Raw genomic sequence first — 24873 nt, forward strand, 5'->3', positions numbered from 1 at the left:
CAGTGAATGGTGAACGAAATGGCGGCGGCGCGGCGACCGACACTTTGCGCGACGCCGGCCAGGAATTACTTGGCGTCGTTCTGAAACGTGCCGCCTCGTCTGCCAGCGACCGCGTCTCCGATTTCTCCGATCGTCTGACGAATGTGTCGGAGAACGGAGAGAGCCTGCGGTCGTTGGTGCGCCGTCCGGATGGTGGCGACCGCGATGACGACAGCGATGACGACGGTGAGGACAGCGGTTCCGGGTTCGGCTCCATGTTGAGCGGGCTGAAGGACAAGGTTCAGAACGTCTTCAGCGGGTCCAAGGGCGAATCCGGGGGGAAGAAGAAGCTCAAGCTGACCAACATCGTCGAGACGATCGACGTTGGCCTGCCGCTGCGCACCACCTATGACCTATGGACTCGATTCACCGACTTCCCGACGTTCATGAAGAAGGTGGAAAGCGTCACGCAACCCGAGGACGAGGTCACCCAGTGGAAGGCTCAGGTCTTCTTCTCCCATCGCGAATGGGAGGCCACGATTCTCGAGCAGGTGCCCGACTCCCACATCGTCTGGCGCGCGAAGGGCGCCAAGGGCCACGTGGACGGCGCCGTGACGTTCGGCACCCTAGGCCCCAACATGACCCGGGTGGCATTGGTGTTGGAGTACCACCCGCAGGGACTGTTCGAACGGACCGGAAATCTCTGGCGGGCCCAGGGCAGACGCGCGCGCCTGGAGTTCAAGCACTTTGGCCGCCATGCGATGACCCAGGCGTTGTTGCACCCGGATGAGGTCGAGGGCTGGCGTGGGGAAATCCACGACGGCGAGGTCGTCAAGACTCACGAGGAAGCGCTGGAGGAAGAGCAGCAAGCATCCGGCGGCCCTGAGGAGGACGGCGGTGCACCGGACGAAGACTACGACGGCGAGGCTGTTGCCGAGGACGAGGACCTCGAACCTGACGAGGACGAAGATGAAGACGCCGGGCCAGGCGACGTCGATGCCTACGAGGACGAAGACGAAGCCGACGACATGGCCGACGAAGACGACGCTTACGACGACGAAGGCGACGAAGGCGACGAGGGCTACGACGAGGCCGAGGACGCAGGCGACGAACAAGCGCCGGCTGACGAGGACTACGAAGGCGACGAAGACGAATACGACGACGAAGACGAAGAGCAACCACCAGCCCGTAGGCGCGGGCGTCGGCCGGTCGGCGCCGGCCGCGGCCGGAAGGCTGTCAGCTCATGACCATGACGGCGCAACGAGAAGGTGGCGGCGGCGGCCAGGTCGAGCGGTACACCGGCGGCGGGTCGAGCGGTCTGGCCGAAGTCATCGAGCTCATTCTCGACAAGGGCCTGGTGATCGACGTCTTCGTCCGGGTGTCTCTGGTGGGTATCGAAATCCTCACCATTGATGCTCGGATCGTGGTGGCCAGCGTGGATACGTTCCTTCGATTCGCCGAAGCCACCAACCGCCTGGATCTTTACGGTAAGGGCAAGGGCGGCAAGGATCTGACCGAGTTGACGCAGGGAATTATGGAGGGCGGCGCCAAGGGCAAGACGTCCGGAGTGCTCGAGGGCGCCGTCGAGAAGGTCGACGACATGCTCACCAGAGGACGTGAGCGCCGCGAAGGCGAGGAGGAGCCCGCGCCGCGGCGACGTCCGCGACCGCGTCGTCGTGAGGATGAGGAATGACTGCGACGTACGTTTACGGTCTGGTCAGCTCGGATACCGAGTTGCCGCCTGACCTGTCGGGGCTTGGGCCGTCCGGGCGGGTAACGACCGTCACGCATCAGCGGGTTGCTGCGATAGTGAGCGATGTCCCTACCGATCGGCCCCTGGGTACGCGTGATGATCTGATCGCGCATGAGCGCGTGCTCGATACGGTAGCGGAACGAGCAGCCGTGCTGCCCATGCGCTTTCCTGCCGTCGTTGAAGAGGCGGGCGTGGTCAAGGAGCTACTTGCGCCGCATGAGGAACGCTTCGTGGAGGCTCTTTCGCGGCTGGATGGTCTGGTCCAGTTCACACTGAAGGGCCGCTACGTGCAGGACGCTGCGCTACGCGAGATCGCCGAAGCCGACGACGAAATCATGGCACTGCGCGAGCGGGTGCGTGACCTGCCGGAGGATGCGTCGTACTACGACCGGATACGTCTGGGCGAGCTCGTGGTCACCGCGATGGAGCAGCTCCGCGACAAGGAGGGTAGGTGGGTGCTGGAACAGCTGCGGCCCTTCGCGACTGATATCTCGAACCGCCAGCTGGCTCAGCCCGACGAGGTGGTCAATGCCGCGTTCTTGGTCGCCCGGGATGACGCCAAGCGGTTTGACGACGCTGTGGACGAGGTCGGTCGGGCCCTCGACGGTCGAGTGCGGTTCCGGCTCGTGGGCCCGCTGGCGCCATATGACTTCGTTCCGGAAGGCCGACCGTGGGGTTGATCTCCGGACTGCTCACTCTGCCGCTCGCGCCCGTCCGTGGCGTGGTGTGGATGGCGGAGCAGATAAGGGACTACGCCGAAGAGCAGTACTACGATCCGGTGAATATCCGTGCCGAGCTCGAGCGCGTGGAAGAGGCCCGTCAAACCGGCGAGCTGACCGAGGACGAATGTACCGAGTGGGAGAACGAGTTGCTCCGTCGATTGATGCACCCCCCGCAGCGTTGAAGCTCCCGACCATGAAGCGCTATGTCTGAACAAACAGAGAGGCCTCGACGTCGACGGACGCCGAGCGATGAAGCGCGCCCATCGGCGGCGAACGGCGACGGGGCGAGGCGAAACGGGGTGCGGAAACCGAGGCTTTCTGCAGCGAAGGCCGCCCGGGGAGCCATGGCAGAGATTGGAGACCTCACTGGGCACGACGTGGAAGCCGTGATATCCGTGCAGCGAAACGACGATGGATGGCGCGTCGGGGTGGAAGTGGTTGAAAGCCACCGCATTCCAGACTCGGCGGATATCCTGGCGGTCTACGAAGTGTGCTTGGACGAAGGCGGCGAGTTGGAGTCCTACCGTCGCACGCAGCGTTATTCTCGCGGCCAGACAATTGGACGGTCGCGATGAACGACGACCTGTATCCGTCTGGACGGGCGCACCAGCTGGACCACCGGCAGGAAAGCACGAACCTGGCCGACATCTTGGAGCGGGTGCTCGATAAGGGTATCGTCATCGCCGGAGACATCCGGATAAACCTTTTGGACATCGAGCTGTTGACGATCAAAATCCGGCTGTTGGTGGCCTCCGTCGACAAGGCCAGGGAGATTGGCATCGACTGGTGGGAGCACGATCCGTCGCTCAGTTCGGGTCGAGGCGACCTGGCGGTCGAGAACCGCAAACTCCGAGAACGCATCGGGGAGCTCGAGGCATCAAACGGCGAAGGTGCGTCCGACGGGGCTCGGCCGCGTCGTCGCACCCGGGCCGAAGGTGTCACCGGAGATGAGTGACCATAGCGTGTACCTCTACGCAATCGGCGACGCGGCGATCGCGGACTCCGAGGTGCTGGTGGACACCACTGGTGTCGACGCTGCCGCCGTGCACACCCTGGTCGAGGGCCCGCTAGCGGCAGTTGTCGCGGCCGTGGACCGGGACCGGTTCAGCGAGGAGTCCATTCGCACACACCTCGAGGACTTGGAGTGGCTCGAGAAAGTCGCGCGGACGCACCACGAGGTCGTTGACCGCATAGCCCGGGTGCACCCGATTGCGCCGGTGCGGATGGCGACGATCTACCTCGACGACGCGGGCGTTCGTCAACTGCTCCGCGATCGCGCTGCCGAACTGGCTGCGACACTCGACCGAGTTCGCGGCCGTTCGGAGTGGGGGGTCAAGGGGTATGCGGCGCCCGCCGAGACGTCCGCTGCAGAGCCGGCGGCGTCCGCGTCGGATGCACCCGGCACCTCCTACCTGATGCGTCGCCGCACCGAGCGAGATCGGGTCGCGCGCCGGCGCGAGCGCGTCGCGGAGACAGCCGAGAAACTGCACCAAGAATTCGCGCAGTTGGCCGCCGACAGCCGCGTCTACCCCCTGCAGGACCCTCGGCTCACCGGACGACGCGAGGAGATGATCCTGAACGTGGCGTACCTCGTGGACGAGGCCGGGGCGGCGGCGCTGGCTCAGCGGGTCGATGCAGCGACCGGCAACGAGCTGCGACTTGAGCTCACGGGTCCGTGGGCACCGTACTCGTTCACCAGCCTGGGCGATTCATGACCTATGCCACGTCTCGGGCCGATGACGTCGCTCTGGTCGACCTGCTCGACCGCCTCCTGGCCGGCGGTGTGGTCATCACCGGTGATTTGACGATCAGCCTCGCTGACGTCGACCTCGTGCACATTTCGCTGCGTGCGCTGATCAGTTCGGTAGAAAAGCTGTTGGAGCAATGACGTCGGGCGGCCGCATCGAGATGGACCCCGACGCCGTCGGCCGCGATCTGGGCCGGCTGGTCCTGACAATCGTGGAATTGCTGCGACAGTTGATGGAGCGCCAAGCTCTGCGCCGGGTGGACGTTGGAGATCTTTCTGAAGAAACGGTTGAGCGGCTGGGCCTGGGGCTGATGCGGTTGGAAGAAGCCATGGAAGAACTGCGTGAACACTTCGGCCTGCGACCAGAAGACCTCAACCTGGATCTCGGGCCGCTCGGGCCGCTGCTGCCGCGCGAGCCCGGCTGAATCCAGCCGGGCCCGCTACAGGCGGCGCTAACGCCGCAGGATCTTCGAGCGCCTTCTGCCGAATGCGGCGGCCACGATTCCGACGCCGATGGCGGCCACCACTACCTGGACGAGTAGTTCAAGCCAGTCGATGCCTTGCGTCGCCGTGGGAATGCCCACCGCTCGCGCCAAGGCGGTGCCGAGGAACGCCGCCCCGATACCTACGAGAATCGTCAACCAGATCGGTATGTGTTGCTTACCCGGAACCACTAGGCGACCGAGCGCACCGATCACCAAGCCGACCAGGATTGCGCTGATGATGCCGGTGATGGTCATCATTTCCTCCAGACAAGATTGAGATTTGCACCAGATACCCACTTAGCGCTCCAAATAAACGCCGGCGTGAATTCCGCCGACGTCGTTCGCGAGCGCGAGATTCCGCCGCCGCATGGCCACCATCTGGACCGGCCGACAGGCAGGGAAGCCACCCGAACCGGTGGTGCTTCAACTCGTTGATCAGCACCGGATCCGCGTGAGCGGTCCGCTTTCTCTTGTCGTCGACGACGCGTCGCCTGGTCGCGATCACGCTGGGGCTGCTTCTCCGAAAGCGCAGCGGCATAGCGGCTTACACTGAATCCGGCGTCTTTTGCAGCGCATGTACGCCCAAGCGCCGCACACCCGGATGCCTTCTCGACGACGCCGCGCAATTGTCTGACTCGGCGTTCGCGCGGCCACTCAACTTTTCGCCGGGAAGCCGGTAGGAGTACTTGAACCAACGCTACCTTGTCGGGCGTGATCATCGAGAGTAGTCAGTGCACCGTCTCGTGCAGACGGCTTGCGGCAGGCTCAAGTCCGAATAATGGTCTACCGCCCGGAGCGCGACGCCACACGTGTGTGGTGATGGGTCAACGCTGAGGTTCCAGGCTGCACGCGGCCGGATAGCTGGGGTCGTGTTGGACCCTGGCCCAACCTCGACGTAGGGATGCCGCTGTCCAGGCCCCTGGTGGGCGACGGCGGCCCGCTCTCGTCGTTGCGCTGGGGCGACGCGCATGGTGTTCGACTACCCCTACGGCTGACCGCCGGCGGGCGTGCTGATGATGAGAACCGCCGACTGACCGCTGCGGTGTTAGAGCGCTTCTGTGGGTATTCCTTCTCCCGTGTCGTGCGTTGCGTTCGTGCTCGGCGGCGGTGGTGTGCTTGGTTCGGCCGAAGCCGGGATGGCGCGCGCGTTGCTCGAGGCGGGGATCCACCCCGACCTGGTCTGCGGTACCTCAGTCGGGGCGATCAACGGTGCGGCTTTGGCGGCGGACCCGACGCCAGGAGGTGCGCGGGCATTGTCAAGGATGTGGGACGCTCTGGGCGAGGAGGGAGTCCTCGATGGATCACTGATCCGTCGTGTCGCCGAGGTCGTGCGTCGAAGGACATCGTTGCATGGCAATGGAGGGCTTCGCCGAATGCTCCACGACCGGTTACCCGTCCAAACGTTCGAAGATCTCGTGGTCCCGTTCGAGTGCGTGGCGGCCAGCATCGAGCGTGCCCGAGAGCATTGGTTCCACACTGGCGACTTGATCGAGCCGGTCCTGGCGTCCTGTGCACTGCCGGGTGTGTTGCCGCCGGTGCGAATCGGTGATGAGCACTTCTACGACGGCGGCCTGGTGAACAGCATTCCGCTGGATCGAGCCGTGTCGCGGGGCGCCGACACGATATGGGTGTTGCATGTCGGGCGCCTCGAGGAAGAACTGGCGGCACCGCGCTTCTTGTGGGAGGTCGGCTTTGTCGCCTTTGAGATTTCGCGCCGACACCGTTTTCATGGTGATCTCGAACGCGTGGACGCCGATGTCACCGTCCATGTGCTTCCGTCCGGACTGCCGCAGCGGGCCGCGGCGACGTGGTCCAATCTCCGGTACCGCGACAACCGCCGGATCGGTCGCCGCGCCGAGTTGGCCTACGACGCGACCCGTGCCTATCTCGAGGCGCTGCCATGACCCGGCTCCGCCGCGCGGTGACGGTGCCGCTGGTCACCGCGCTGATGGTGTGCCTGCTCATGTACGGGCTCCCGTTACTCGCATTCGCCGTTTTGGCAGACCTGGTGCTGCGGTCGAGTAGGCCGAGTCGGACTATCGCGATCGCGATCGCGTATGCGGCGATGGAACTTCGTGCCTTGGCGAAGCTGCTGCATGGTGGCCAGGACAGCGACCAGTTCATGCGTGAATTCCTCGAGACGGCCTACGCGGCGGCGCGCCGAATCCTGGACGTCGAGGTGCTGCTCGATACTGCCTCAGTTGACCCGGAAGTGGTTCCCGGCGACGAGCCGGTGATAGTGCTTTCGCGGCATTGCGGGCCGGGCGACAGCGTATTTGTGGCCTGGCTGTTGACGGTCCACTACGGGCTGCGCCTGCGTATCGTGCTGAAAGCCCTCTTGCGGTGCGAACCCGCGCTCGATCTCGCTGGTGATTTGGGCTGCCTGTGCTTCTTGAGTCACCGCGGCGAGCGGGCTCGCGCACAGATCCGCGATCTCGCTGCCTCTCTTGTCGGCGGGCAGGCGTTGCTGCTGTTCCCCGAGGGCGGAAACTTCAGCTGGACGCGTTGGCGGAATGCGATCATTCAGCTGCGTTCGTCGGGCCGGCTCCGCGAAGCGCGGCGCGCATGGCGACAGTCGCACACGCTGCCGCCGCGGACCGGAGGCGCCGCCGCCGCACTGGCGGGGGCACCGGGGGCCAATGTCCTCGTGCTGACCCACAGTGGCTTCTGCGCGGACGGACGGGCCCGGCTCTGGTGGCGCTTACCGATACACCGGCAGTTGGTCGTCCACGTGTTTCTTGTTCCAGCTGTCGAACTGCCTTCCCCCGATCAGCTGAGCTCGTGGCTGCAAAATACCTGGAGCCGGGTCGACGCCTGGGTGGCCCGCCACACCGATGACGACAACCCAACGCCGTTGAAACCCAGTTCTTCGACGGGCGGCAAGGGATTCGTTTAGGCGGGCGTGTCTCGAAACGGGCGCGGATACGTCCGTTTCGGCAAGTCGCGAGTTCGATGCTGTCCGGAGTGAGTAGATCTTGCGTCCGGTGTCCAGATCAAAGGCACGTATTGACGACGGTCCACCGCCGGCCAGGAGCGACGGGGTGATCAGCGGTCATTGAAAGATGGGGACTGTTCAGAGGTTACCGTGTGAATACTTCGGCTGGCGTCCGGTCATGAGGAGGCGTCCACGCGCTATCACTAGCCCCGGCAGTCGTTGTTTGCGCAGCGCGTTTCGGTGTGGACATTGATGGGGGTTCGAGCGTGGGCTAGTTCCGTGGTAACGGTTCTGCCTAGTAGCGGTTTGCCGCACTGAAGGCAGGACTCGCGTATAGGCCTCCACGCTGTGGCGCGTTCCACTGAACGACCTCCTCTGTCCTCGCTGTGGATGTCGCTTAACAAAGCGTCTAACCCATTTAACGGCAGCGTAAACACGCGGGGGGTAGTCAGTATGACCTCGGCTGTGCCCGACAACAGCTAAGTCACCTATTCACTCCAAAGCACCTGCAGGCGGACAGACTTCGTCTCGTTGACACTTCGAAACGCAGGCGATCCACATGGCTGTTTACGTTGGGTGAATCCTGACCCGTCTCGTGGTCGATCATGCGACACGTGATCAAGCTGGGCCGGATTCCACTCGTGTCATCGACGAGTTCGGCCACCTACCCTTTCGATTCCGAGGCGGCCAACCTCTTCTTCCAGCTGCTGTCCTCGTGTCGGCTGCCAGGTGAAAGGGACCATTTCAGGGCTGGTTTTGCCATGAGCATGGGACCACCTGTTTGCCATTGATGGGACCACCTGGCTGGCGGTTTGCCAGTTATGGGACCACCCGGCGTGGTGTCGGGGCTTCCGGTTGTTGGGCCGCTGTATTGGCCCAATGAGCTACCGGGAGGTATCGGTGATCGAGATCGTGGAGATGCTGCGGCTGTGGCTGGAGGGGTTGGGGTTGCGGGAGGTCGCCCGGTTATCGGGGACCGATCGTAAAACGGTGCGACGGTATGTCGACCGTGCACGGGCATGCGGGCTGGACCATGACGGTAGAGATGGTCAGCTCACCGATGAGCTGCTTGCGGCGGTGATCGCCGAGGTCCGTCCGAGCCGGCCTGCCGGCAAGAGCCTGGTGTGGGAGACGATCGCTGCCGAGCACGAGCAGATCAAGGCGTGGCTCAAGGACGGGTTGACGCTGACCAAGATCCACACGTTGTTGGAGCGCCGGGGTGTGGTGGTGTCGTATCCGACGTTGAACCGTTACGCCACAGCTGAATTGGACGTCGGTCGCCGCCAAGCCACGGTGCCGGTAGCCGACTGCGAGCCCGGCGCGGAGGTGCAGGTCGACTTCGGGCGGTTGGGTCTGCTCACCGATGCCGGCGATGGCCGACGCCGGGTGGTGCACGGGCTGATCTTCACCGCGGTGTACTCGCGGCGCATGTTCGTCTGGCCTACCTACTGCCAGACCCTAAACGAGGTGATCGTCGGATTCGAAGCGGCCTGGGCGTTCTTCGGCGGCGTGTTCGCGGTGGCGATCCCCGACAACATGAAAGCCATCGTCACCACCGCGCACGCGACCGAACCCCGGCTCAACGATGCGTTCCGCGAGTATGGGCCGCCAAGATGGCCCGTAGAGCCGGCTGGCAGGTCAACAACAAACGTATCCGCCGGTTGTGGCGTGAGGAGGGTCTGCGGGTCCCGCAGCGTCGCAAGAAGACACGGTTGACCGGTATCGGTGTCGCAGTGGGCGCGATGTCACCGATTCGTCCGAACATGATCTGGGCGATGGACTTTCAGTTTGATACGACGGCCGATGGCCGCACCGTGAAGATGTGGAACGTGATCGACGAGTTCACCCGAGAAGCCCTCGCGATCGAGGTCGATCGCTCCATCGACGGCGACGGTGTCGTCGATGTCCTGGATCGATTGGTTCTGCAACATGGGGCGCCGCACTACGTGCGCTTCGACAACGGTCCCGAGTTCGTGGCACATGCGGTGAGTGATTGGTGCCGAATCAACCGAGCCGGTTCACTTTTCATCGATCCCGGCTCGCCGTGGCAGAACGCCTGGATCGAATCGTTCAACGGCCGGCTCCGCGACGAGCTGCTCAACTCGTGGCGCTTCGACTCGCTCCTGGAAGCCCGGGTGATCATCGAAGACTGGCGCTGCGACTACAACGCCAGTCGCCCCCACTCTGCCCACGGCGAGCTCACACCAGCCGAGTTCGCTCTACAGTGGACCACGACCCAACCCAAGCCGCATAGCGACTACCAAATGGGCCCCCCACCCGGCGCAGGTAAGACGACGCTGATGAGCCTGCTCATCGGTTCTACGAGGTCGACTCCGGTGGATACGCGGATAACGGCCCGGGAGGCGATGGATTCGCGGATGCTCCATATCTATGTGGCGGTGGGCGTGAGCATGGTGTGAACATCGGAATGCCATGGAGCTGTTTGATCGCCGCGTCGAGTGCAGCGTGCTGGACGGGGTGCTGCGCGACGTGCGCTCGGGTCAGAGCCGGGTGCTGGTGCTGTATGGCGACCCGGGGGTGGGGAAGTCGGCGCTGCTGGATTACGTTGCCCGTCAAGCCCGTGCCTGCCGAGTGGTCCGTGCCGCCGGTTGCGAGTCGGAGATGGAGCTGGCCTATGCGGCGCTGCACCAGGTGTGCGGGCCCCTGCTGGACCGGCTGGAGCGCCTTCCACCGCCGCAGCGCGATGCGTTGGATACCGCGTTCGGGCTGCGCGCGGGGCCGCCGCCGGACCGGTTTCTGATCGGGCTGGCCGTGCTGAGCCTGTTCTCCGACGCCGCCGAGGAGCAGCCCTTGGTGTGTCTGGTCGATGACCTGCAGTGGCTGGATCGCGCCTCGGCGCAGGCGCTGGCGTTCGTGGCGCGGCGCCTCGGCGCGGAAGCGGTGGGCATGATCGTGGCGACCCGTGTTCCGCATCCCGACTTGAGCGCTCTGCCGATGATGCAGATCGCTGGCCTGCCCGAAGCAGATGCGCGGGCCTTGCTGGACGCGGCGCTGACCGCGCCGCTAGACGAGCGGGTCCGCGATCGGATCGTCGCCGAAACGGGCGGCAACCCGCTAGCCCTGCTGGAATTGCCGCGCGGGTTCAGTGTCCGCGAGCTCGCCGGCGGGTTCGGCGAACCCGGCTCGGCGCCGTTGACGGCGGCGGTGCAGGAGAGCTTCCGGCGGGCGGTGCAGGCCCTGCCCGAGCAGACCCGCCGGCTGCTGCTGCTGGCGGCCGCCGAGCCGCTGGGTGATCCAGCACTGTTGTGGCGCGCGGCCGCACGGTTGAACATCGGCGCCGAGGCGGCCGCACCGGCAACTGGCGCAGAACTGGCGACCTTCGGCGTGCGGGTGCGGTTTCGTCACCCGCTGGCGCGGTCGGCGATCTACCGGTCGGCCTCGGTGGGGGAAAGACAGATGGTGCACCAAGCGCTGGCCGAGGTGACCGACCCCGACCGCGACCCCGATCGGCGCGCCTGGCACCGGGCCCAGGCAGCAGTGGGACCCGACGAGGACGTCGCCGCCGAATTAGAGCGCTCCGCGGGGCGGGCGCGCGCCCGTGGCGGTCTAGCAGCGGCGGCCGCGTTCCTCGAGCAGGCCACGCTGCTCACCCTTGGGCCGAGCAGTCGGGCCGAGCGGGCGCTGGCCGCAGCATCAGCCCACCTCGATGCGGGCGCCTTCACCGCGGCCGCCGACCTGCTGGCGGTCGCCGAGGGCGGACCACTCACCGATGCCCAGCAGGCGCGCACCCACCTGATCCGCGCGCGGCTCGCGTTCGTCACCGACCGGGGGAACGACGCCCCCCAACTGTTGCTCAACGCCGCCAAGCGACTGGAGCTGGTCGACCCGGCGTTGTCCCGCGCGACCTATCTGGAGGCGATGGAGGCCGCTTTGTGCGCGGGCCGGTTGACGACGGGCGCTGGACTGCTGGAGGTTGCCCGCGCGGCGCGGACGGTCCCACCCCCGCACAACCCGCGTCTGTCCGATCTTGTCCTCGACGGTTTCGTGGCACATTTCACCGACGGTTATGCCGCGGGGCTGCCGATTCTGCGCCGCGCGGTCAGCGCCGCGCGCAAGCGATCGGCGCCGTGCGACGAGCCGGAGTTTCTCATGACTGCCGTCGCAGCCACGCACAGCTGGGACGACGAGAGCGACGACGTGCTCACGGCGCGCGATGTCGAGTTAACCCGTGCGGCCGGCGCGATGACACAGTTGCCGGTGGCACTCAGCTCTCGTGCCTCGAATCGCCTACAGACCGGTGACCTGGCCGCCGCGGAAGCCCTTATCCACGAGGCGCGGGCCGTCACACGAACCACGGGTGACAAATTCGCCGCCTTGCCTTTCGCGACCCTCTTGGCACTCCGTGGCGATCAGGCGGAGCTGTCAGCGTTCATCGACGCCAACATCAACGATGTCATGAAACGCGGGGAAGGGTTTTGGCTGACTGTTGCCGACTTCGCGCAAGCACTGCTCAACAATGGCATCGGCAACTCTAAGGCGGCGCTGATCTTGGCCCGGCGCGCCGCCGACCAGCCCGACCTCGTCACACCGGTCAAGGCTGCGGTGGAGCTGGTCGAAGCCGCCGCGCGTTGCGGCGCCGTGGAGATTGCCACCGACGCCCTCACGAAGCTTGCGGACACCACCACAGCCAGTGGCACTGATTGGGCGCTCGGTGTCGAGGCGCGTTCGCGGGCACTGCTTGCCGACGGTCCGGAGGCGGAGCGTCTTTACCGCCAGGCGGTCGAGCTGTCGGGCCGGACCCGCATGCGCACTGAGCTGGCGCGTGCACATCTGCTGTACGGGGAATGGCTGCGCCGGCGGCGCCGCCGCATCGACGCGCGGGCGCAGCTGCGTATCGCGCACGAGATGTTTGATGCGATGGGCATGCATGGGTTCGCCCGACGGGCCCGGCGCGAACTTGCGGCCACCGGCGAAACTGCCCGCAAGCGCACCGCCGCCACCAGCGCTGCGCAGCTGACCCCCCAGGAGGCGCAAGTAGCGCGGTTGGCTGCCGAAGGGCTGACCAACCCTGAAATCGGCGCCCGCCTGTTCATCAGCGCCAAGACCGTCGGCTACCACCTGAGCAAAGTATTCACCAAGCTCGACATCACCTCACGCGCTCAACTCCGAGATGTGCTGCCGAGCTGGAAGCCCGGGTGGTCACGAAGACTGGCGCTGCGACTACAACGCCAGTCGCCCCCAACTCTGCCCACGGCGAGCTCACACCAGCCGAGTTCGCTCTACAGTGGACCACGACCCACCAACCCCAAGCCGCATAGCGACTGGACCACCAAATGGGTCCCCCTCAAAGTCTTCAGCGACGCCGTAGCCGCAGCCATGATCGACCGTCTCGTCCACCACGCCGACGTTATCTCGATGGTGTGCTCTGGTAGGCGATATTGAATGGTGTGCTTTCTTCGGCGGGGCAGGTTACGGTGGCTCGAATGCGGCTAGCGACTGAGGCAGTCGGTGACGCAGTTTTTATAGGCATGTCGGTCAGAGCACAAGTGTGCGCACTCATTTCGCGGCATGGCCGCTGCGACAGGCGCGAACAGAATCGCCGCCGTGACTATCGACAATGCGACGGTCAACCTTCGAAACATGATCAACTCCTATGGGATGGGGGCGCGCCACATTCTTGCGCTGCAGCCCCCGAACTGCCATGTCAAGCCGCTGTGTGCAAGCTGTTCAGAGCCGGCCGCCGCTGTCGCAATGCGTTCCATCTGATTCGCCTCGTCTCAGAACGCGAATGGTAATGGGCTGACCCCAGTTGCTGGTCCAGAGGCAGCGGTTCGACGTGTCGCGCCGGGGTGTAGCGACAACGCCGGCATGGAGTGCTTTGGACTTCTGCAACGCAAATCCTCGACCGACAACGTCAGGCGAAGGGGACTGCATCATGGCTCGCGGTCGTGATCTGGATCGAGCGCGTTTACCACCACTGCCGACGACGCGCGGTCGTCGGAGTGCGGTTAACGTCGGCCGACACTGTCACCTTTTCTGAGCGGGTACGGACGCGAGCCGAGCTGCCGAGCGCTCTATCGTAAGCCACGAAGTCTGCTGCGGCAGAACACTGTTGGCTCGGCGGCATGTCTGGCGTCGATCAACAAATCTGGACCGAACCTCGCGGCTCTCCGTCGTCACATCGAACATACGGGCCTAAGGCCGCGTCAGGTACCGCAGAAGGTTCGGTAGGTGGCGCCGAACTCCGGCGGCGCGGGGGCGGCGTAGCGCTGGAGAACGCGACGCTCGTTGTACGGCGCGGAGACTGCGTCCAGAAGCTGCTCGAGCGGCTTCATATCGTCGCCGATCGCGGCGGTCAGCGCCTCCTCGAGGAGGTGGTTGCGGGGGATGTAAAGGGGGTTGGCCCGATCCATCACCTCCGCATCGGGAGCGAGGGCACGCCAGCGCGCCGTCCAGCCGTCGAATGCGGAGATGTCGACGAACTGGCCGCGCGCGGGTTCGGCGTCGCCGCGTGCCGCGCGCCCGAGTCGGCGGAAAAACGAGGTGTGATCGACGTGGTTCTGACGCAGTTGATCGAACAACTCGTCGATCAGCGCGCCCGCGACCGAGTCGTCGACGCCTGCGGGTAGGCCCAGTTTCTTCCGCATACCGGTTGAGAAGGCGGCGTCGTACTGGGCAGCGAATCGGCCGAGCGAGTCCGTCGCGAGGGTGACCGACTGCTCCATGTCATCGGAGAGCAGCGGTAGCAGGGTTTCGCCGAACCGTGCGAGATTCCACATCGCCATCGACGGCTGGTTGCCGTAGGCGTATCGCCCACGGTGGTCGATCGAGCTGTAGACGGTGCCCGGGTCATAGGCCTCCATGAAGGCGCACGGTCCGTAGTCGAGGGTCTCGCCCGAGATCGTCATGTTGTCGGTGTTCATGACTCCGTGGATGAAGCCGACGTGCATCCACTGCGCCACCAGCGACGCCTGGGCGGCGACGGCCGCATCGAACAGCGCCAGATAGGGCTGCGCGGCCTGCGCGGTCTCGGGGTGGTGACGGGCGATCGCATGGTCGGCAAGGCGCCGTAGCAGATCGAGGTCACCGGTGGCCGCGGCGTACTGGAAACTGCCTACCCGCAAATGGCTACTCGCGACGCGGGCGAGCACGGCACCGGGCAACACGGTGTCGCGCTGTACTCGGCGACCCGTGGCGACCACCGCCAGGGACCGGGTCGTGGGAATGCCCAGCGCGTGCATCGCCTCGCTGACGACGTACTCGCGCAGCATCGGACCGACCGCGGCCAGGCCGTCGCCGCCGCGTGCGAACGGCGTTCTGCCGGAGCCCTTCAGATGCAGGTCCCGCCGCTGGCCCTGGGCATCGACGAGCTCACCGACGAGCAGTGCGCGGCCGTCGCCGAGACGAGGGACAAACCCGCCGAACTGGTGCCCGGCGTAGGCCTGCGCCACCGGCGTCGCACCGCCGGGCACGGCTGCGCCGACAAGCAGCCCCATCCCGTCGGGGCTCCGCAGCCAGTCGGGGTCGAGACCGAGGTCGGTGGCCAGCGACTCGTTGAGTATCAGCAGCGCGGGGTCGGGGAATTTCTCCGCCTGCCAGCGAACAGCCATCTCCGGTAGCTCGTTGGCGAAGCGATCCTGCAGGACGACGGGCGTGGTCGGTGCGACGTTCACCTCATCCAGCCTACGGCGCAGCCGCAGGTCAGGGTGATGGCGACACTGCGGGGTCGTGAGGACGGGGTTGCGCCGCGACCATCCACCCCGCCGCAGGCGCAGCAAGCGTTCCGCGACCGCGCCCTCAGGGTCTCGATCACTTCCGGCGGCGGTCGGCTCAGCTCCAGCCGGAGCACCGCAGGGCGGCGTCTCACCGAGGAACCCGACATCGACCAGATAGGAGGCGTCGTCTCCCGGAGCGGGCATGTGGGATGTCTGGCGCATATGGCAGTTCGTTACTGCTGAAGACCGCTGTGCACGGCCTGCGGCCCCGTGTTCGTTGTACTGATCGTGAGCCAGTTACTTCCGAAGGCAAGGGCGACGTGGTTACTGGCCGAGGTCGAGAACTCGGCGCGGCTGCCGACCAACGACTCCGACGGGGCGATGGCTGCACTCGCAGAGTTGGACCGGCTGGTCGCAACGGCCGTCGCTGCGCATGGTGGTGTCCGATCCGTCGCGCCCGGGGAGGACACCAGCTTTGTAGCGGTGTTCGAGGATGCCGGTGACGCGGTGGAGTGCGCACTGGGGGTGCTGCAGCAGAAACAACGAGACGCGATCAGACTCCGTATCGGCGTGCATACCGCCCACGTGCCACGGCGGTGTGAGGGCGGCCTTACCGTCTCGGCGATCAACTGCGCGGCGCTGCTGCGTGATCTCGCGCATGGTGGTCAAGTGTTGCTGTCAGGCACCACCGAGGAGTTGGTCGCTCATCAGCTTCCCGATCAAACGTGGCTTGTTCACCTAGGGCGTTACCAGCTCGGTGACCAGTGCGGTCCGGAGCGGGTCAGTCGGCTCTGCCATCCCGATCTTCCCAATGAGGCTCCGTCAGTGCGGGCTCATACCGTTGCGACCCGTCACCTTCCCGTGCAGCTAACGAGTTTCGTGGGACGGGAAGCTGCGATAACCGATCTGCGGCGGATCCTGGCCCATGACCAGGTGGTTACCCTGGTCGGTTGCCGGCGGTGTGGGCAAAACCCGCCTGGCGATCCAGGTAGCCGCTGAGATGGCACGCGGGTTCGGTGACGGAGTTCGATGCGTCGACCTTGCGTCCATCACTGACCCCGACGTGGTGCGCGTCGCCATGGCTCGTTCGCTGGGCGTGCCCGATCAGCCGGACCGCTCGACGACCGAGACGCTCATCGGTTTCATCGCTGACCGCCGGATGCTGGTCGTCCTCGACAACTGTGAGCATCTGCTCGATGAGTGTGCGGCGCTTGTCGTTGCTCTCTGCAGCGCCTGCCGAGGGTTGAAGATCTTAGCGACGAGTCGCGAGCCGCTCGCTGTGCCCGGCGAGGTGGTCTGGCAGGTGCCGTCATTGTCGCTACCCGATGAAGCAATTGAACTGTTCAGCGACCGTGCCCGGCGGGCCCGGCCGGGTTTCAGCGTCACCGACGACACCGCGTCGGCGATGATGGAAATCTGCCGACGCCTCGATGGCTTGCCGTTGGCAATCGAGCTTGCGGCCGCGCGGGTGCGTACGTTGTCGCTGGCTGAAATTCTCGACAGTCTCAACGACCGATTCCGCATGCTGACCGGCGGTGCCCGCACCGCGGTGCGCCGCCAACAGACACTGCGGGCGTCGGTCGACTGGTCGCACGCTCTGTTGACCGAGCCGGAGACAACGTTGTTTCGCCGGCTGGCGGTCTTCATGGGCGGTTTCGACAGCAAGGCGGCACAGGTGGTCTCCGGAGGCTGCAGTATCGACGCCGTGGAGCAACTCGGTTTGCTCGTCGACAAGTCGCTCGTCATCGCCACCGTTACTCGCGACCGAACGCGGTATCGATTGCTCGAAACGATACGTCTCTACGCACAGGAGAAGCTGGCCGAGTCCGGCGAAGCCGATGCTGCGCGGTGGCGACACCGCCAGTACTACCTCGAATTGGCGATCCAGTTCGACGCTGCCGTCAACACCGGTAGTGATCAGCGCATGGAGGTGGTGGAGGCCGAAATCGACAACCTCCGCGCCGCCTTCAGCTGGAGCTGCGAACGCCGAGACATCGAAGAAGCCTTACAGCTCGCGTCGTCCCTGCACCCGCTCTGGCTCACCCGCGGCCGAATCCGAGAAGGGATGGCGTGGTTCGACGCCGTCCTCACCGCGGCCACAACCCCTGGCCTCGAGGTAACAGCCGCTCTGCAGGCGCGCGCAATGGCGGACAAAGCAAACCTTGTCGCATGGATCGGCACGACCAACAGTTTGGAGTTGGCTGAACAAAGCTTGGCGATCGCGCGCAAACTCGACGACCCCGCGCTGATGGCCCGCGCGCTAACCGCTTGCGTCACCGCCGCGGCGTTCAACCCGGAGGTGATCCAGCCGTACTTCGCCGAAGCTGTCACGTTGGCCCGCGTCCAGGGCGACGACTGGCGGCTGAGTCAGATCCTGGGCGCAGGGGTGCTTGCCGCCTACGCGAAGGGAGATCCGGTTGCCGCCCGCGCGGTCGCGGAAGAAGGCCGCGAACTCGCCGATGCGATCGGTGATGGTTTCACCTCCCGTCGGTGCCGGTGGTGCCTGGCTTGGACGCAGTCTGTGATGGGTGCTCCTGGCGCAGCCGCCGCACAGTTTCAGCAGGTAGCGGTCGAGGCCGATCACGCGCAGGACACGTTATCCCGGGCCGTGCACCTGCTGAGTTCGGCTATGTCTCTCGCTCAGTACGGTGACACCTCCGGAGCGAGGGCCGCAGCCGACGCCGCGATCGCGGCCGCAGAGAAGCTCGGCGGAGAGGTCCAGGGACTCGGTTATGCGGCCTTCGCTGTCGCAAGTCTGGCGGCCGGCGATGTGGCAGCCGCCGTTGAAGCAAGTGAAAGAGCTTGGCACCGAATGAATACCGGAGCCTGTACTGGTAGGGCCGTGGTAAGGGCCTACCTGAAAGCCGAGGTAGCGCTGGCGCACGGTGATCTCATTGCGGCGCGGCGCTGGGCGGACCAAGCCGTCTCAGCGACGACTGGGATTCATTTGATGAAGGCACTGACCATTCGGGCTCGGGTGGCGATCGCCCAAGGCGAGGCACAAGACGCTGAACGCTTCGCACGAGGCGCTGGCATGCGCCGCTGCGGTCAAGGGCTACACGGGGATTCCCGACATCATCGAGTGTCTCGCCGGGCTGGCCGTCTCGGCCGGCCGCAAGGAAGGCGAGGCCGCCCGACTGTTCGGCGCGGCACAGAATATGCGCGAACAAATGAGCGTGACCCGATTCCAGATCTATGACGTCGGCTATGAAGCATCAATCGCGACACTACGAAAGAGGATGACTAGCAGAGACTTCGACAGCGCCTGGGCCGAGGGTGCCGCAGGGTCCATTGACGAAGTGGTCTCCTACCTCCGACGCGGCCGTGGCGAACGCAAACGGCCGGCAAGCGGATCTCCCTGCGGCCCCAGTCCCTCAAGACGCCCGACCGAAGCTGGCGCGGGTGGGTCGTCGCCGGGGAAGCCGATCCGTCGGGGCAAATCAACCTTGTGGCGCTTCAGGCGCCGCGGTCACCTTGGCCATCCATGCCTCCTGTGCCTCTGGGGTGATATCGGGCAGGACTAAGCCGCCTTCCATCCCCCAGGTCGGCGGGTAGTCGATCAGCACCACGAGAAGACCCATTGCGTCCGCCCCGGTGATCTCCAGGTAGCTGTTGGAGATCCGCTGCATCAGCGTGCGCCGGACCTGCTCGCTGCGTCCTGCTCGGATCGATCCCCGGATAAACGCCGACGTCGACGGATTGCCACCAGTGAACACATGGTCGGCGCCCAACTCCGGAAAGACGACGTGGACGAGTTCCAACGGTGCGCGGGACGGGCGGCATTCCCGGACATTTCGTACCACACCAATCACTTCTACCTCACAAGTCACAGCATCATCAATATTCAATTTGTTAGCTTCTAGCACTTTCGAAACACAGGCACCAAAATTTTCGACCCCAGATAATGGCCGGTGTTTGCGCTCTTATTCGTTTATGGCTGCTTTGGAGGACCTGGAGTTCGTTTTGCGCAGCTCTCACCAGCGGATATGCAGATGATCTGCGGTCCTCCGCTGTATCATGGGCCACATCAGACACATAACTAATAAATAACCTCATAGAAGTTATTAAGACTCATTTGCACACTGTTTAACTCCAGCCTCATCGGTAAACTCCGTATCACGACCTGGAGCGGAAATTGCTTTCCCACGCCGTTCGGGTGAGCGCATCCGCGTACGCCCTGATGAAGGAGTCGATATGCGCATGCGCAAGGCCGTGACAGTCTTCGCGATCATGGGTGCCATCGCCTTGGTCCAAACGGGGCTGGGAGTTCCGACTGCCAGCGCCGAGCCCAACTGGGACGCAGTAGCGCAATGCGAATCGGGCGGGAACTGGTCGGCCAATACCGGCAACGGCTTCTACGGAGGCCTTCAGTTCAAGCCGTCCACCTGGGCCGAGAACGGGGGGACAGGGTCACCCGCCGCGGCGAGTCGCGATGACCAGATACGGGTTGCACGCAACGTGCTACAGACCCAGGGACTGGGAGCGTGGCCGGTCTGCGGGGGTCCCATGGGCATGGCGGCCAGCACGTGCCGCGAGATGGCGGCCTGGATTCCTCTCGGAAATCTGGCGCATCTGTGCACCGTGTTGCTCACGTCGTTCCCGTGATCCAGCGCTCCGCCGCAACCGGATTGGGCTAATTGCAGGCTTCCGCCCGGAGTCTTTCGTGGCTGACGCCGAGGGTCACCAGGACATCGTGGGCGACGCCCTGTCCGACAGTGATGAGTCCGAGAGCGAGATGGATCGGGTCAATCGTCGAAACGTTCGCGCGGAGCGCCTCGCGCAGCGCATGTTGCAGGCTGTTGAGCGCGAGCTGTGTGAATGGGGTCTCGTCGGGGAGCGGATCGTCGCTGACCGGGCCGATTCGACCGTCGATCGCACCCCGCAACGTGATCGGGTCGGCGCCGCACCGGGCCAGAGCTGCGCAGGCTCGGTCCTGAGGTTGCTCGATGATGCCCAGCAGCAGATGTTCGGTACCGAGATAGGTCTTGCGGCGGGCCTGAGCTTGGCGTCGGCCTTCGTCGACGACGATGCGTAGTTCGCTGCTCGCGCGGTCCCAGAAGCCTCGCCGGTCCTTTGAGTCGGCGGTCGGAATGAACCGCTTCTGCACGGCTTGGCGGCTCACCCCGAGTCGCTCGCCAATCTCGTTCCACGTCGCACCGTCTCGCCGGGCCTCATCGACATAGAACCCGACGAGATTCTCGCCGAGCTCCCTGACCTCGCCGGAGAGGTCGACCGCGCGGGTGAGGCGATCCAAGGCCGGCGCGCGCTCGAATCCCTCGCGAACCTCGGTGATCAGCGCATTCAACTCGACAGATCGCATTGTGCAACTGTAAATTGCACACCGCGTATAAGGCAACCTGTGGTTGCCTTATCACGCGTGCGGCCCTTTACACGAGCACCGAGCCGCGAGCCGCCGTGGCGGCGGATGGGATGCCGACGTCCGTGAAGGCGGCGTTGATAGCGCCCACCTCGTCGGTGGTGAGGCCCAGCTCGTGTGCGGCGGTGACCACGGCCGTTCGCGCCTGCGCGAACGACGCGCCCGGGAGCAGATGGGACAGTGACCGGTAGAAGACGTTCGCCCAGGTATCTCGGGACACGTTGTCGGTCAACGGGTTGGACATCATCTTGTAGGCCGCGAAACTGAAAATTGTGCTGTTGTAATGCTCGTCGGCGTCGGCGTCGGCGTCGTAGTCGAGGAAATTCTCGGGATCGTTGAAGTCCGAGGGATTCGCGAGGTTTCGAAGTGCGCAGCCGGATGGGCTGCCGCACCCGTAGTCTTCGCCGACCAACCATTCACCGACATCAGTCTTGCCCTCGATCAGGCTGCCCATGATGTCGGCGTAGGCCTCCTCGAGCGCCCTGGCCTGGTTGTTCTCACCCAAAATGTGGCCAGGAAATCTGCTGGCGACGACGCTGTCGATGACGGCGTGCGTGTATTCGTGACCGATGATGTCCAAGGCAGCTTCGAAGTCGTGGCCGAAGACGAATTGCTGGTAGGTGCGATACCAGTAGGCGTTGTTGAGCTGATAGTCGACGACCGTGATCCGGATGGCTGCGCCCCGGTCGTTGAACGACGTCTGCCCGAGCATGTTCGCGTAGTAGTCGTAGACGACGACCATGTTCGCGTAAGCCGACACCGCCGAGGGATCCCATATACCCGTCGGCCCGAGCCCGACGGGGCTGCCCGGGGGCTTGGCGGGGGCAAGAAGGGGGCCGTCCATCGTGTACATCGTCGTTTGGTAGATCGCGATGCCGCGGGTGGTGTCCGACAGGATGTATCCGACGTATCCCTGATCCGTCCACACCACGTTGAGCTGGCGGGTCTGTCCAAGCAAATCCACCGCGGTGTCCACGGCCGGGGTCGTGGCGGTGTTCAGCCGCAACCCGAAGATGGTGAAAACGGTTTCGGCGACCGAGGTTTCGATGCGGCGATAGAAGCCCCACGCCGCCTCGAAGATCGGGTTGAAGGGATTCGACGATGGGCCGGTGGCGTACGGATTGAAACCGAACAGCCCGAGGAACGACTGCACGAGTGTGCGCACCGGGTTCGGAGGCACGTCCAGTGGTGGGGGTGCAATCGGGCTCAAGGTGCTCACCGCCTGCGCCGCCTGCGCCGTCGACGTCGTCCCTGGCGCGATGGTCTCAACGTCGGCATCCTGATCGGCAACAGTCGCCACGCGCGCGGCGATATCGTGCGTCGTCGAGGACGATAGAGATTTGCTGTCATCGTCGGCGAGGATCGACCCGGTGGGAGCCAGCGAATCCGCGACGGGCCCGTTGTGTGGTTTGGCGTTCGTATCCGCGGTGTCGTCGATCTCTTCGTCGGGGTGGAGGGCGTCCTCCCAATCGAGGATCGGTGGGGTCTCGTCAACGCGCTCGGTGATCGCCTCGTTCACGAGGGGCTGCGGTACCTCGTCCCGCGCGGAGCGTTCGGCCGGGCGTTCCGCATCGGAACTGACGGTGGGTTCATCCCGCGACGCGTCGTGTGAGGAGTTCTGTTGCGCCGACAGCGTGGATGTCGGTCCGTCACCCGTCGATGTCGATACCGACTGTTGCGCCGAATCGGGCCGAGTGGCAGTCGGTGAGGTGTCCGTGTCGGTATTGGCCGTGGACTTATCGTCGGTGGATTTATCGACAGTCGACGTCCCATCGGCAGTGCCGGAATCGGCCGTTTGATCGGCGGAGCCCGTCGCACTGCTGACGCCGGCGGAGTCAGTCGAATCGATCGGTGATGCTATGGCCAGGCCCTGGCCGGCCGCAGCGGCCGCGCCGAGACCGACGGTGACCACGCCGACCTGCAACCAGCGTGAGCATGATTTATTGCGCTTCGCCACGGCCACCCTGAATCCCCCTCGCCAGGCACTGCCACCGGATACTTCACGGACCAGCTTGGGGCGACCCTAGCACCGGACGGGCAATTATTGACGTCGCTTTAAAAAAGTGGGTCTCCGCAGGCGCGTCCGGGTGAGAGTTCAGTCACCGCCATGGCGGGGCAAACTCTCGTGACGGAACAAGGGACGGCCGGTTGTGGAGGTTTGCTGTGCAGCCGCCCGGCGTCATCGTTACACGGTGATCACCGCGACGCGGGCCCAGGCATTGTTTGCGTACCCGCGCGGATTCCACAACGGCGCCGGCGATTCGGGCTGTGTGGCGCCGGTGTTATCCCATGCGCGGGCGGTCAGGACCAGTGGTCCCCGCTGCGCCTCGACGGTAAGGGACCACTGTCGCCATGCCCATTGGCCGCGCCCGGGTTCGAGATCTGCCTGCCGCCAGGTACGACCCTCGTCCAGGGACACGTCGACACGGGCGACATGGCGGCCGTCGGGGGCCAGTGCGTACCCGCGGATGGTCAGCGGTCCGGCAGTAATCTGGGCGCCATCGCCGGGCACCAGGATGTCGCAGTTCACTGCGTTCGTCGACAACGAGATGCCGTCGCCAGGCGCCGCCGTATCCGGGTTGGCGTCGGCGGGCAGGATGCGGTAGTCCAGGGCCTGAAAATAGTTCTCCGACGGGCGCGGTTGCACTGTGATGGCAGTGAGCCATTTGACGCTGCGGGCCCCGACATACCCGGGAACGACGACGCGCACCGGGCCACCATGGACTCGCGGCAGGGGTTGACCGTTCATCTGCCAGGCCAGGAGCACTTCGGCCGACATGGCCTTGGTCAGCGGAATGGAACCGCCGAAGGACTGGACAGGGGTCGCCTCCGGCGCGACATCAGGGGCCGAGAAGGCGACATGCAGGCTGTCATCGATGTGGACTCCGGCCGCTTCCAGTACGTCCGCCAGCCGGGCCCCGACCCATTCGGCGGTCGAGATCGCACCGTGGGCCCACGGCGCCTTGCCGGGTATCGGGCGAACCTTCACCAGTTCGGCGCGCCGGTTGCCGGCACACGCCAGTGTCGCCACCACTAAGTGCGGGGCGAACACCGTGGTCAATTCGTCGTATGTGAACGTGAGTGGCTTGGCTACGCGGCCGCCGATCGTCAGTCGCCACTGCTGGGGCGAGATGTCGGGAAACGGGCCGTGATTGCGACAGTAGAACGCGTCCAGCGCCGTGATGTCACTCTCGGCCAGAACGGACGCGGGCGGCTCGGCATTGAACGGTGACTCCTCGCGCACCACGGTGTCGCTGCGCTTGTCCCACAACCGGCTCGTCGTTCTCACGGGCGTTGTCATTGCGTGTTCTCCTTCGATCGGACGACGGTCAGTTCATTGCCAGCATGTCTGCGGTGTCGAATGTGTAGCCCTCGCTCGCCGAGAAGCGGGCGCTCACGGTGAATCGATCGCCGCGAATGAGCGTGTGCCGCAGTTCTATCGGGCGCGAATGCATGTGGCTCAGTCGTCTGATCGAAAGGGCGGCCGTGCGTTCGTCCAGGTCGAGCACCGTGGCTTGCGCGGGGTCGGGCACCACTGCGGTGATGTCCTCCCTGCCGCCGGTCAGCCGAATGCCGCATATGGTGTCGAGTTCGATGTAAAGAGCGGTATGGGTGAAGTCGGCCGACAGCAGCGGTTCGCCCACATCGGCCGGCAGCCAGACACAGTCGAGAGCCAGTGGCAGATCGCCGGCCATGCGGAGACGTTCGAGATACACCAACGGCGCGTCGGGGCCCATCTCCAAGGCTGCCGCCACAGCGGGGTCTTTACGCGGCTCGAGTGCGCGCACGATGCTGCGCTGGGTCACCCCATTCGCTTCGACAGCGCGGAACAGGCTGTAGAGCGCGCCGAGGGGCTGTTCGATTGCCGGGACGTCGGCCAGGCGGGTGGCGCGGCCACGTTCTGCCACCAATGCGCCGTCCTCGCGGAGTCGGCGGAGGGCCTCCCGCACGGTGTGTCGGCTCAGACCGTAGCTCGCGGTGAGCGCGTGCTCGCCCGGAAATCCCTCGGCGAATTCACCGGCTGCGATGCGGCTGACCAAGTCGGCGTGGAGCTGAGCCCACAGAGGAAGCGGGCTGGATCGATCCATTCGTGAACTGAGGTCGTCCGCAGGCATCGCGTCGCTTTCATCCGCTGATCGTTGTGAGAACAAACACCGATGCTGGTCGGGACCATCTCGTCGTTCTCAGGGCTAGTGTAG

22 protein-coding genes and 3 pseudogenes are annotated in these 24873 nt (G+C 65.1%); 18 read left to right on the forward strand and 7 right to left on the reverse strand.

Annotated elements, in window-relative coordinates; genetic code table 11:
• Positions 1 to 2 precede the first annotated feature (2 nt).
• The 9 genes from ACVWWN_RS19530 to ACVWWN_RS19570 are packed head-to-tail and all read left to right on the forward strand — an operon-like array spanning position 3 to position 4626.
• Positions 3 to 1226: an SRPBCC family protein gene (locus ACVWWN_RS19530; protein ID WP_457145317.1), complete on the forward strand. Its 1224-nt coding sequence runs from the start codon at positions 3 to 5 to the stop codon at positions 1224 to 1226.
• A 2-nt stretch (positions 1227 to 1228) separates the two neighbouring features.
• A complete protein-coding gene (gene gvpJ / locus ACVWWN_RS19535) occupies positions 1229 to 1672 on the forward strand; it encodes a gas vesicle protein GvpJ (protein ID WP_457149192.1) in 444 nt (147 codons plus the stop codon).
• Entirely contained in the window at positions 1669 to 2412 is a 744-nt protein-coding gene (locus tag ACVWWN_RS19540) for a GvpL/GvpF family gas vesicle protein (protein ID WP_457145318.1), read from the forward strand. The genes gvpJ and ACVWWN_RS19540 overlap by 4 nt, the downstream gene beginning before the upstream one ends.
• Entirely contained in the window at positions 2403 to 2636 is a 234-nt protein-coding gene (locus ACVWWN_RS19545) for a gas vesicle protein GvpG (protein WP_457145319.1), read from the forward strand. The genes ACVWWN_RS19540 and ACVWWN_RS19545 overlap by 10 nt, the downstream gene beginning before the upstream one ends.
• A gap of 21 nt (positions 2637 to 2657) precedes the next feature.
• A complete protein-coding gene (locus tag ACVWWN_RS19550) occupies positions 2658 to 3029 on the forward strand; it encodes a gas vesicle protein GvpO (RefSeq protein WP_457145320.1) in 372 nt (123 codons plus the stop codon).
• Positions 3026 to 3409 carry a gas vesicle protein gene (locus ACVWWN_RS19555; RefSeq protein WP_457145321.1) on the forward strand — a complete coding sequence of 128 codons (384 nt, stop codon included), beginning with the start codon at positions 3026 to 3028 and terminating at the stop codon, positions 3407 to 3409. Before ACVWWN_RS19550 ends, ACVWWN_RS19555 begins: the two co-directional genes overlap by 4 nt.
• Complete coding sequence (locus tag ACVWWN_RS19560; RefSeq protein ID WP_457145322.1) at positions 3402 to 4169, forward strand: GvpL/GvpF family gas vesicle protein; 768 nt, start codon at positions 3402 to 3404, stop codon at positions 4167 to 4169. Before ACVWWN_RS19555 ends, ACVWWN_RS19560 begins: the two co-directional genes overlap by 8 nt.
• Positions 4166 to 4342 (forward strand): gas vesicle protein, encoded by a 177-nt coding sequence (locus tag ACVWWN_RS19565; protein WP_457145323.1) that lies wholly within the window; start codon positions 4166 to 4168, stop codon positions 4340 to 4342. The genes ACVWWN_RS19560 and ACVWWN_RS19565 overlap by 4 nt, the downstream gene beginning before the upstream one ends.
• A complete protein-coding gene (locus tag ACVWWN_RS19570) occupies positions 4339 to 4626 on the forward strand; it encodes a gas vesicle protein K (RefSeq protein ID WP_457145324.1) in 288 nt (95 codons plus the stop codon). Before ACVWWN_RS19565 ends, ACVWWN_RS19570 begins: the two co-directional genes overlap by 4 nt.
• A gap of 27 nt (positions 4627 to 4653) precedes the next feature.
• Here the strand turns inward: ACVWWN_RS19570 and ACVWWN_RS19575 are convergent, their stop codons facing one another.
• On the reverse strand, positions 4654 to 4941 hold the full coding sequence (locus ACVWWN_RS19575) for a GlsB/YeaQ/YmgE family stress response membrane protein (protein WP_457145325.1): 288 nt from the start codon (positions 4939 to 4941) through the stop codon (positions 4654 to 4656).
• 821 nt (positions 4942 to 5762) lie between these two features.
• Between ACVWWN_RS19575 and ACVWWN_RS19580 the strand changes: the two genes are divergently transcribed.
• The 6 genes and pseudogenes from ACVWWN_RS19580 to ACVWWN_RS19605 all read left to right on the forward strand — a co-directional run.
• Complete coding sequence (locus ACVWWN_RS19580) at positions 5763 to 6590, forward strand: patatin-like phospholipase family protein (protein WP_457145326.1); 828 nt, start codon at positions 5763 to 5765, stop codon at positions 6588 to 6590.
• Entirely contained in the window at positions 6587 to 7582 is a 996-nt protein-coding gene (locus tag ACVWWN_RS19585; protein ID WP_457145327.1) for a 1-acyl-sn-glycerol-3-phosphate acyltransferase, read from the forward strand. The genes ACVWWN_RS19580 and ACVWWN_RS19585 overlap by 4 nt, the downstream gene beginning before the upstream one ends.
• 918 nt (positions 7583 to 8500) lie before the next feature.
• The gene (locus tag ACVWWN_RS19590) at positions 8501 to 9337 is read left to right on the forward strand and encodes a hypothetical protein (RefSeq protein WP_457145328.1); all 837 of its coding nucleotides are present in this window, start codon (positions 8501 to 8503) and stop codon (positions 9335 to 9337) included.
• Positions 9226 to 9867 (forward strand): annotated as a pseudogene (locus ACVWWN_RS19595) (IS3 family transposase); the annotation flags it as partial. The gene ACVWWN_RS19590 and the pseudogene ACVWWN_RS19595, both read left to right, overlap by 112 nt.
• A 187-nt stretch (positions 9868 to 10054) precedes the next feature.
• A pseudogene (locus ACVWWN_RS19600) lies at positions 10055 to 12778 on the forward strand (AAA family ATPase); the annotation flags it as partial.
• Positions 12766 to 12900: pseudogene (locus tag ACVWWN_RS19605) on the forward strand (IS3-like element ISMyma8 family transposase); the annotation flags it as partial. The pseudogenes ACVWWN_RS19600 and ACVWWN_RS19605, both read left to right, overlap by 13 nt.
• An 888-nt stretch (positions 12901 to 13788) precedes the next feature.
• Here the strand turns inward: ACVWWN_RS19605 and ACVWWN_RS19610 are convergent.
• On the reverse strand, positions 13789 to 15192 hold the full coding sequence (locus ACVWWN_RS19610) for a protein adenylyltransferase SelO (protein WP_457149193.1): 1404 nt from the start codon (positions 15190 to 15192) through the stop codon (positions 13789 to 13791).
• A 393-nt stretch (positions 15193 to 15585) separates the two neighbouring features.
• Here ACVWWN_RS19610 and ACVWWN_RS19615 point away from each other — a divergent pair, with 393 nt between their 5' ends.
• Complete coding sequence (locus ACVWWN_RS19615; protein ID WP_457145329.1) at positions 15586 to 16296, forward strand: hypothetical protein; 711 nt, start codon at positions 15586 to 15588, stop codon at positions 16294 to 16296.
• Positions 16223 to 18496, forward strand: a complete 2274-nt coding sequence (locus tag ACVWWN_RS19620; RefSeq protein WP_457145330.1) for an ATP-binding protein — start codon at positions 16223 to 16225, stop codon at positions 18494 to 18496. The genes ACVWWN_RS19615 and ACVWWN_RS19620 overlap by 74 nt, the downstream gene beginning before the upstream one ends.
• 241 nt (positions 18497 to 18737) lie before the next feature.
• Here ACVWWN_RS19620 and ACVWWN_RS19625 read toward each other — a convergent pair whose 3' ends face one another.
• Complete coding sequence (locus ACVWWN_RS19625) at positions 18738 to 19100, reverse strand: hypothetical protein (protein ID WP_457145331.1); 363 nt, start codon at positions 19098 to 19100, stop codon at positions 18738 to 18740.
• A 391-nt stretch (positions 19101 to 19491) separates the two neighbouring features.
• On the opposite strand from ACVWWN_RS19625, the gene ACVWWN_RS19630 reads away from it, so the two are divergent.
• Complete coding sequence (locus ACVWWN_RS19630; protein ID WP_457145332.1) at positions 19492 to 19902, forward strand: transglycosylase family protein; 411 nt, start codon at positions 19492 to 19494, stop codon at positions 19900 to 19902.
• A 28-nt stretch (positions 19903 to 19930) separates the two neighbouring features.
• Here ACVWWN_RS19630 and ACVWWN_RS19635 read toward each other — a convergent pair whose 3' ends face one another.
• From ACVWWN_RS19635 to ACVWWN_RS19650, 4 genes are all read right to left on the reverse strand, one after another.
• Positions 19931 to 20617: a Clp protease N-terminal domain-containing protein gene (locus tag ACVWWN_RS19635; protein ID WP_457145333.1), complete on the reverse strand. Its 687-nt coding sequence runs from the start codon at positions 20615 to 20617 to the stop codon at positions 19931 to 19933.
• A gap of 67 nt (positions 20618 to 20684) precedes the next feature.
• Positions 20685 to 22637: a M4 family metallopeptidase gene (locus ACVWWN_RS19640; protein WP_457145334.1), complete on the reverse strand. Its 1953-nt coding sequence runs from the start codon at positions 22635 to 22637 to the stop codon at positions 20685 to 20687.
• A 222-nt stretch (positions 22638 to 22859) separates the two neighbouring features.
• Positions 22860 to 23975, reverse strand: coding sequence for a sulfite oxidase (locus ACVWWN_RS19645; RefSeq protein WP_457145335.1), 1116 nt, complete (start codon positions 23973 to 23975; stop codon positions 22860 to 22862).
• A 28-nt stretch (positions 23976 to 24003) separates the two neighbouring features.
• A complete protein-coding gene (locus ACVWWN_RS19650) occupies positions 24004 to 24762 on the reverse strand; it encodes a GntR family transcriptional regulator (RefSeq protein WP_457145336.1) in 759 nt (252 codons plus the stop codon).
• Positions 24763 to 24873 lie beyond the last annotated feature (111 nt).

This window comes from Mycobacterium sp. URHB0021 (assembly GCF_054057895.1).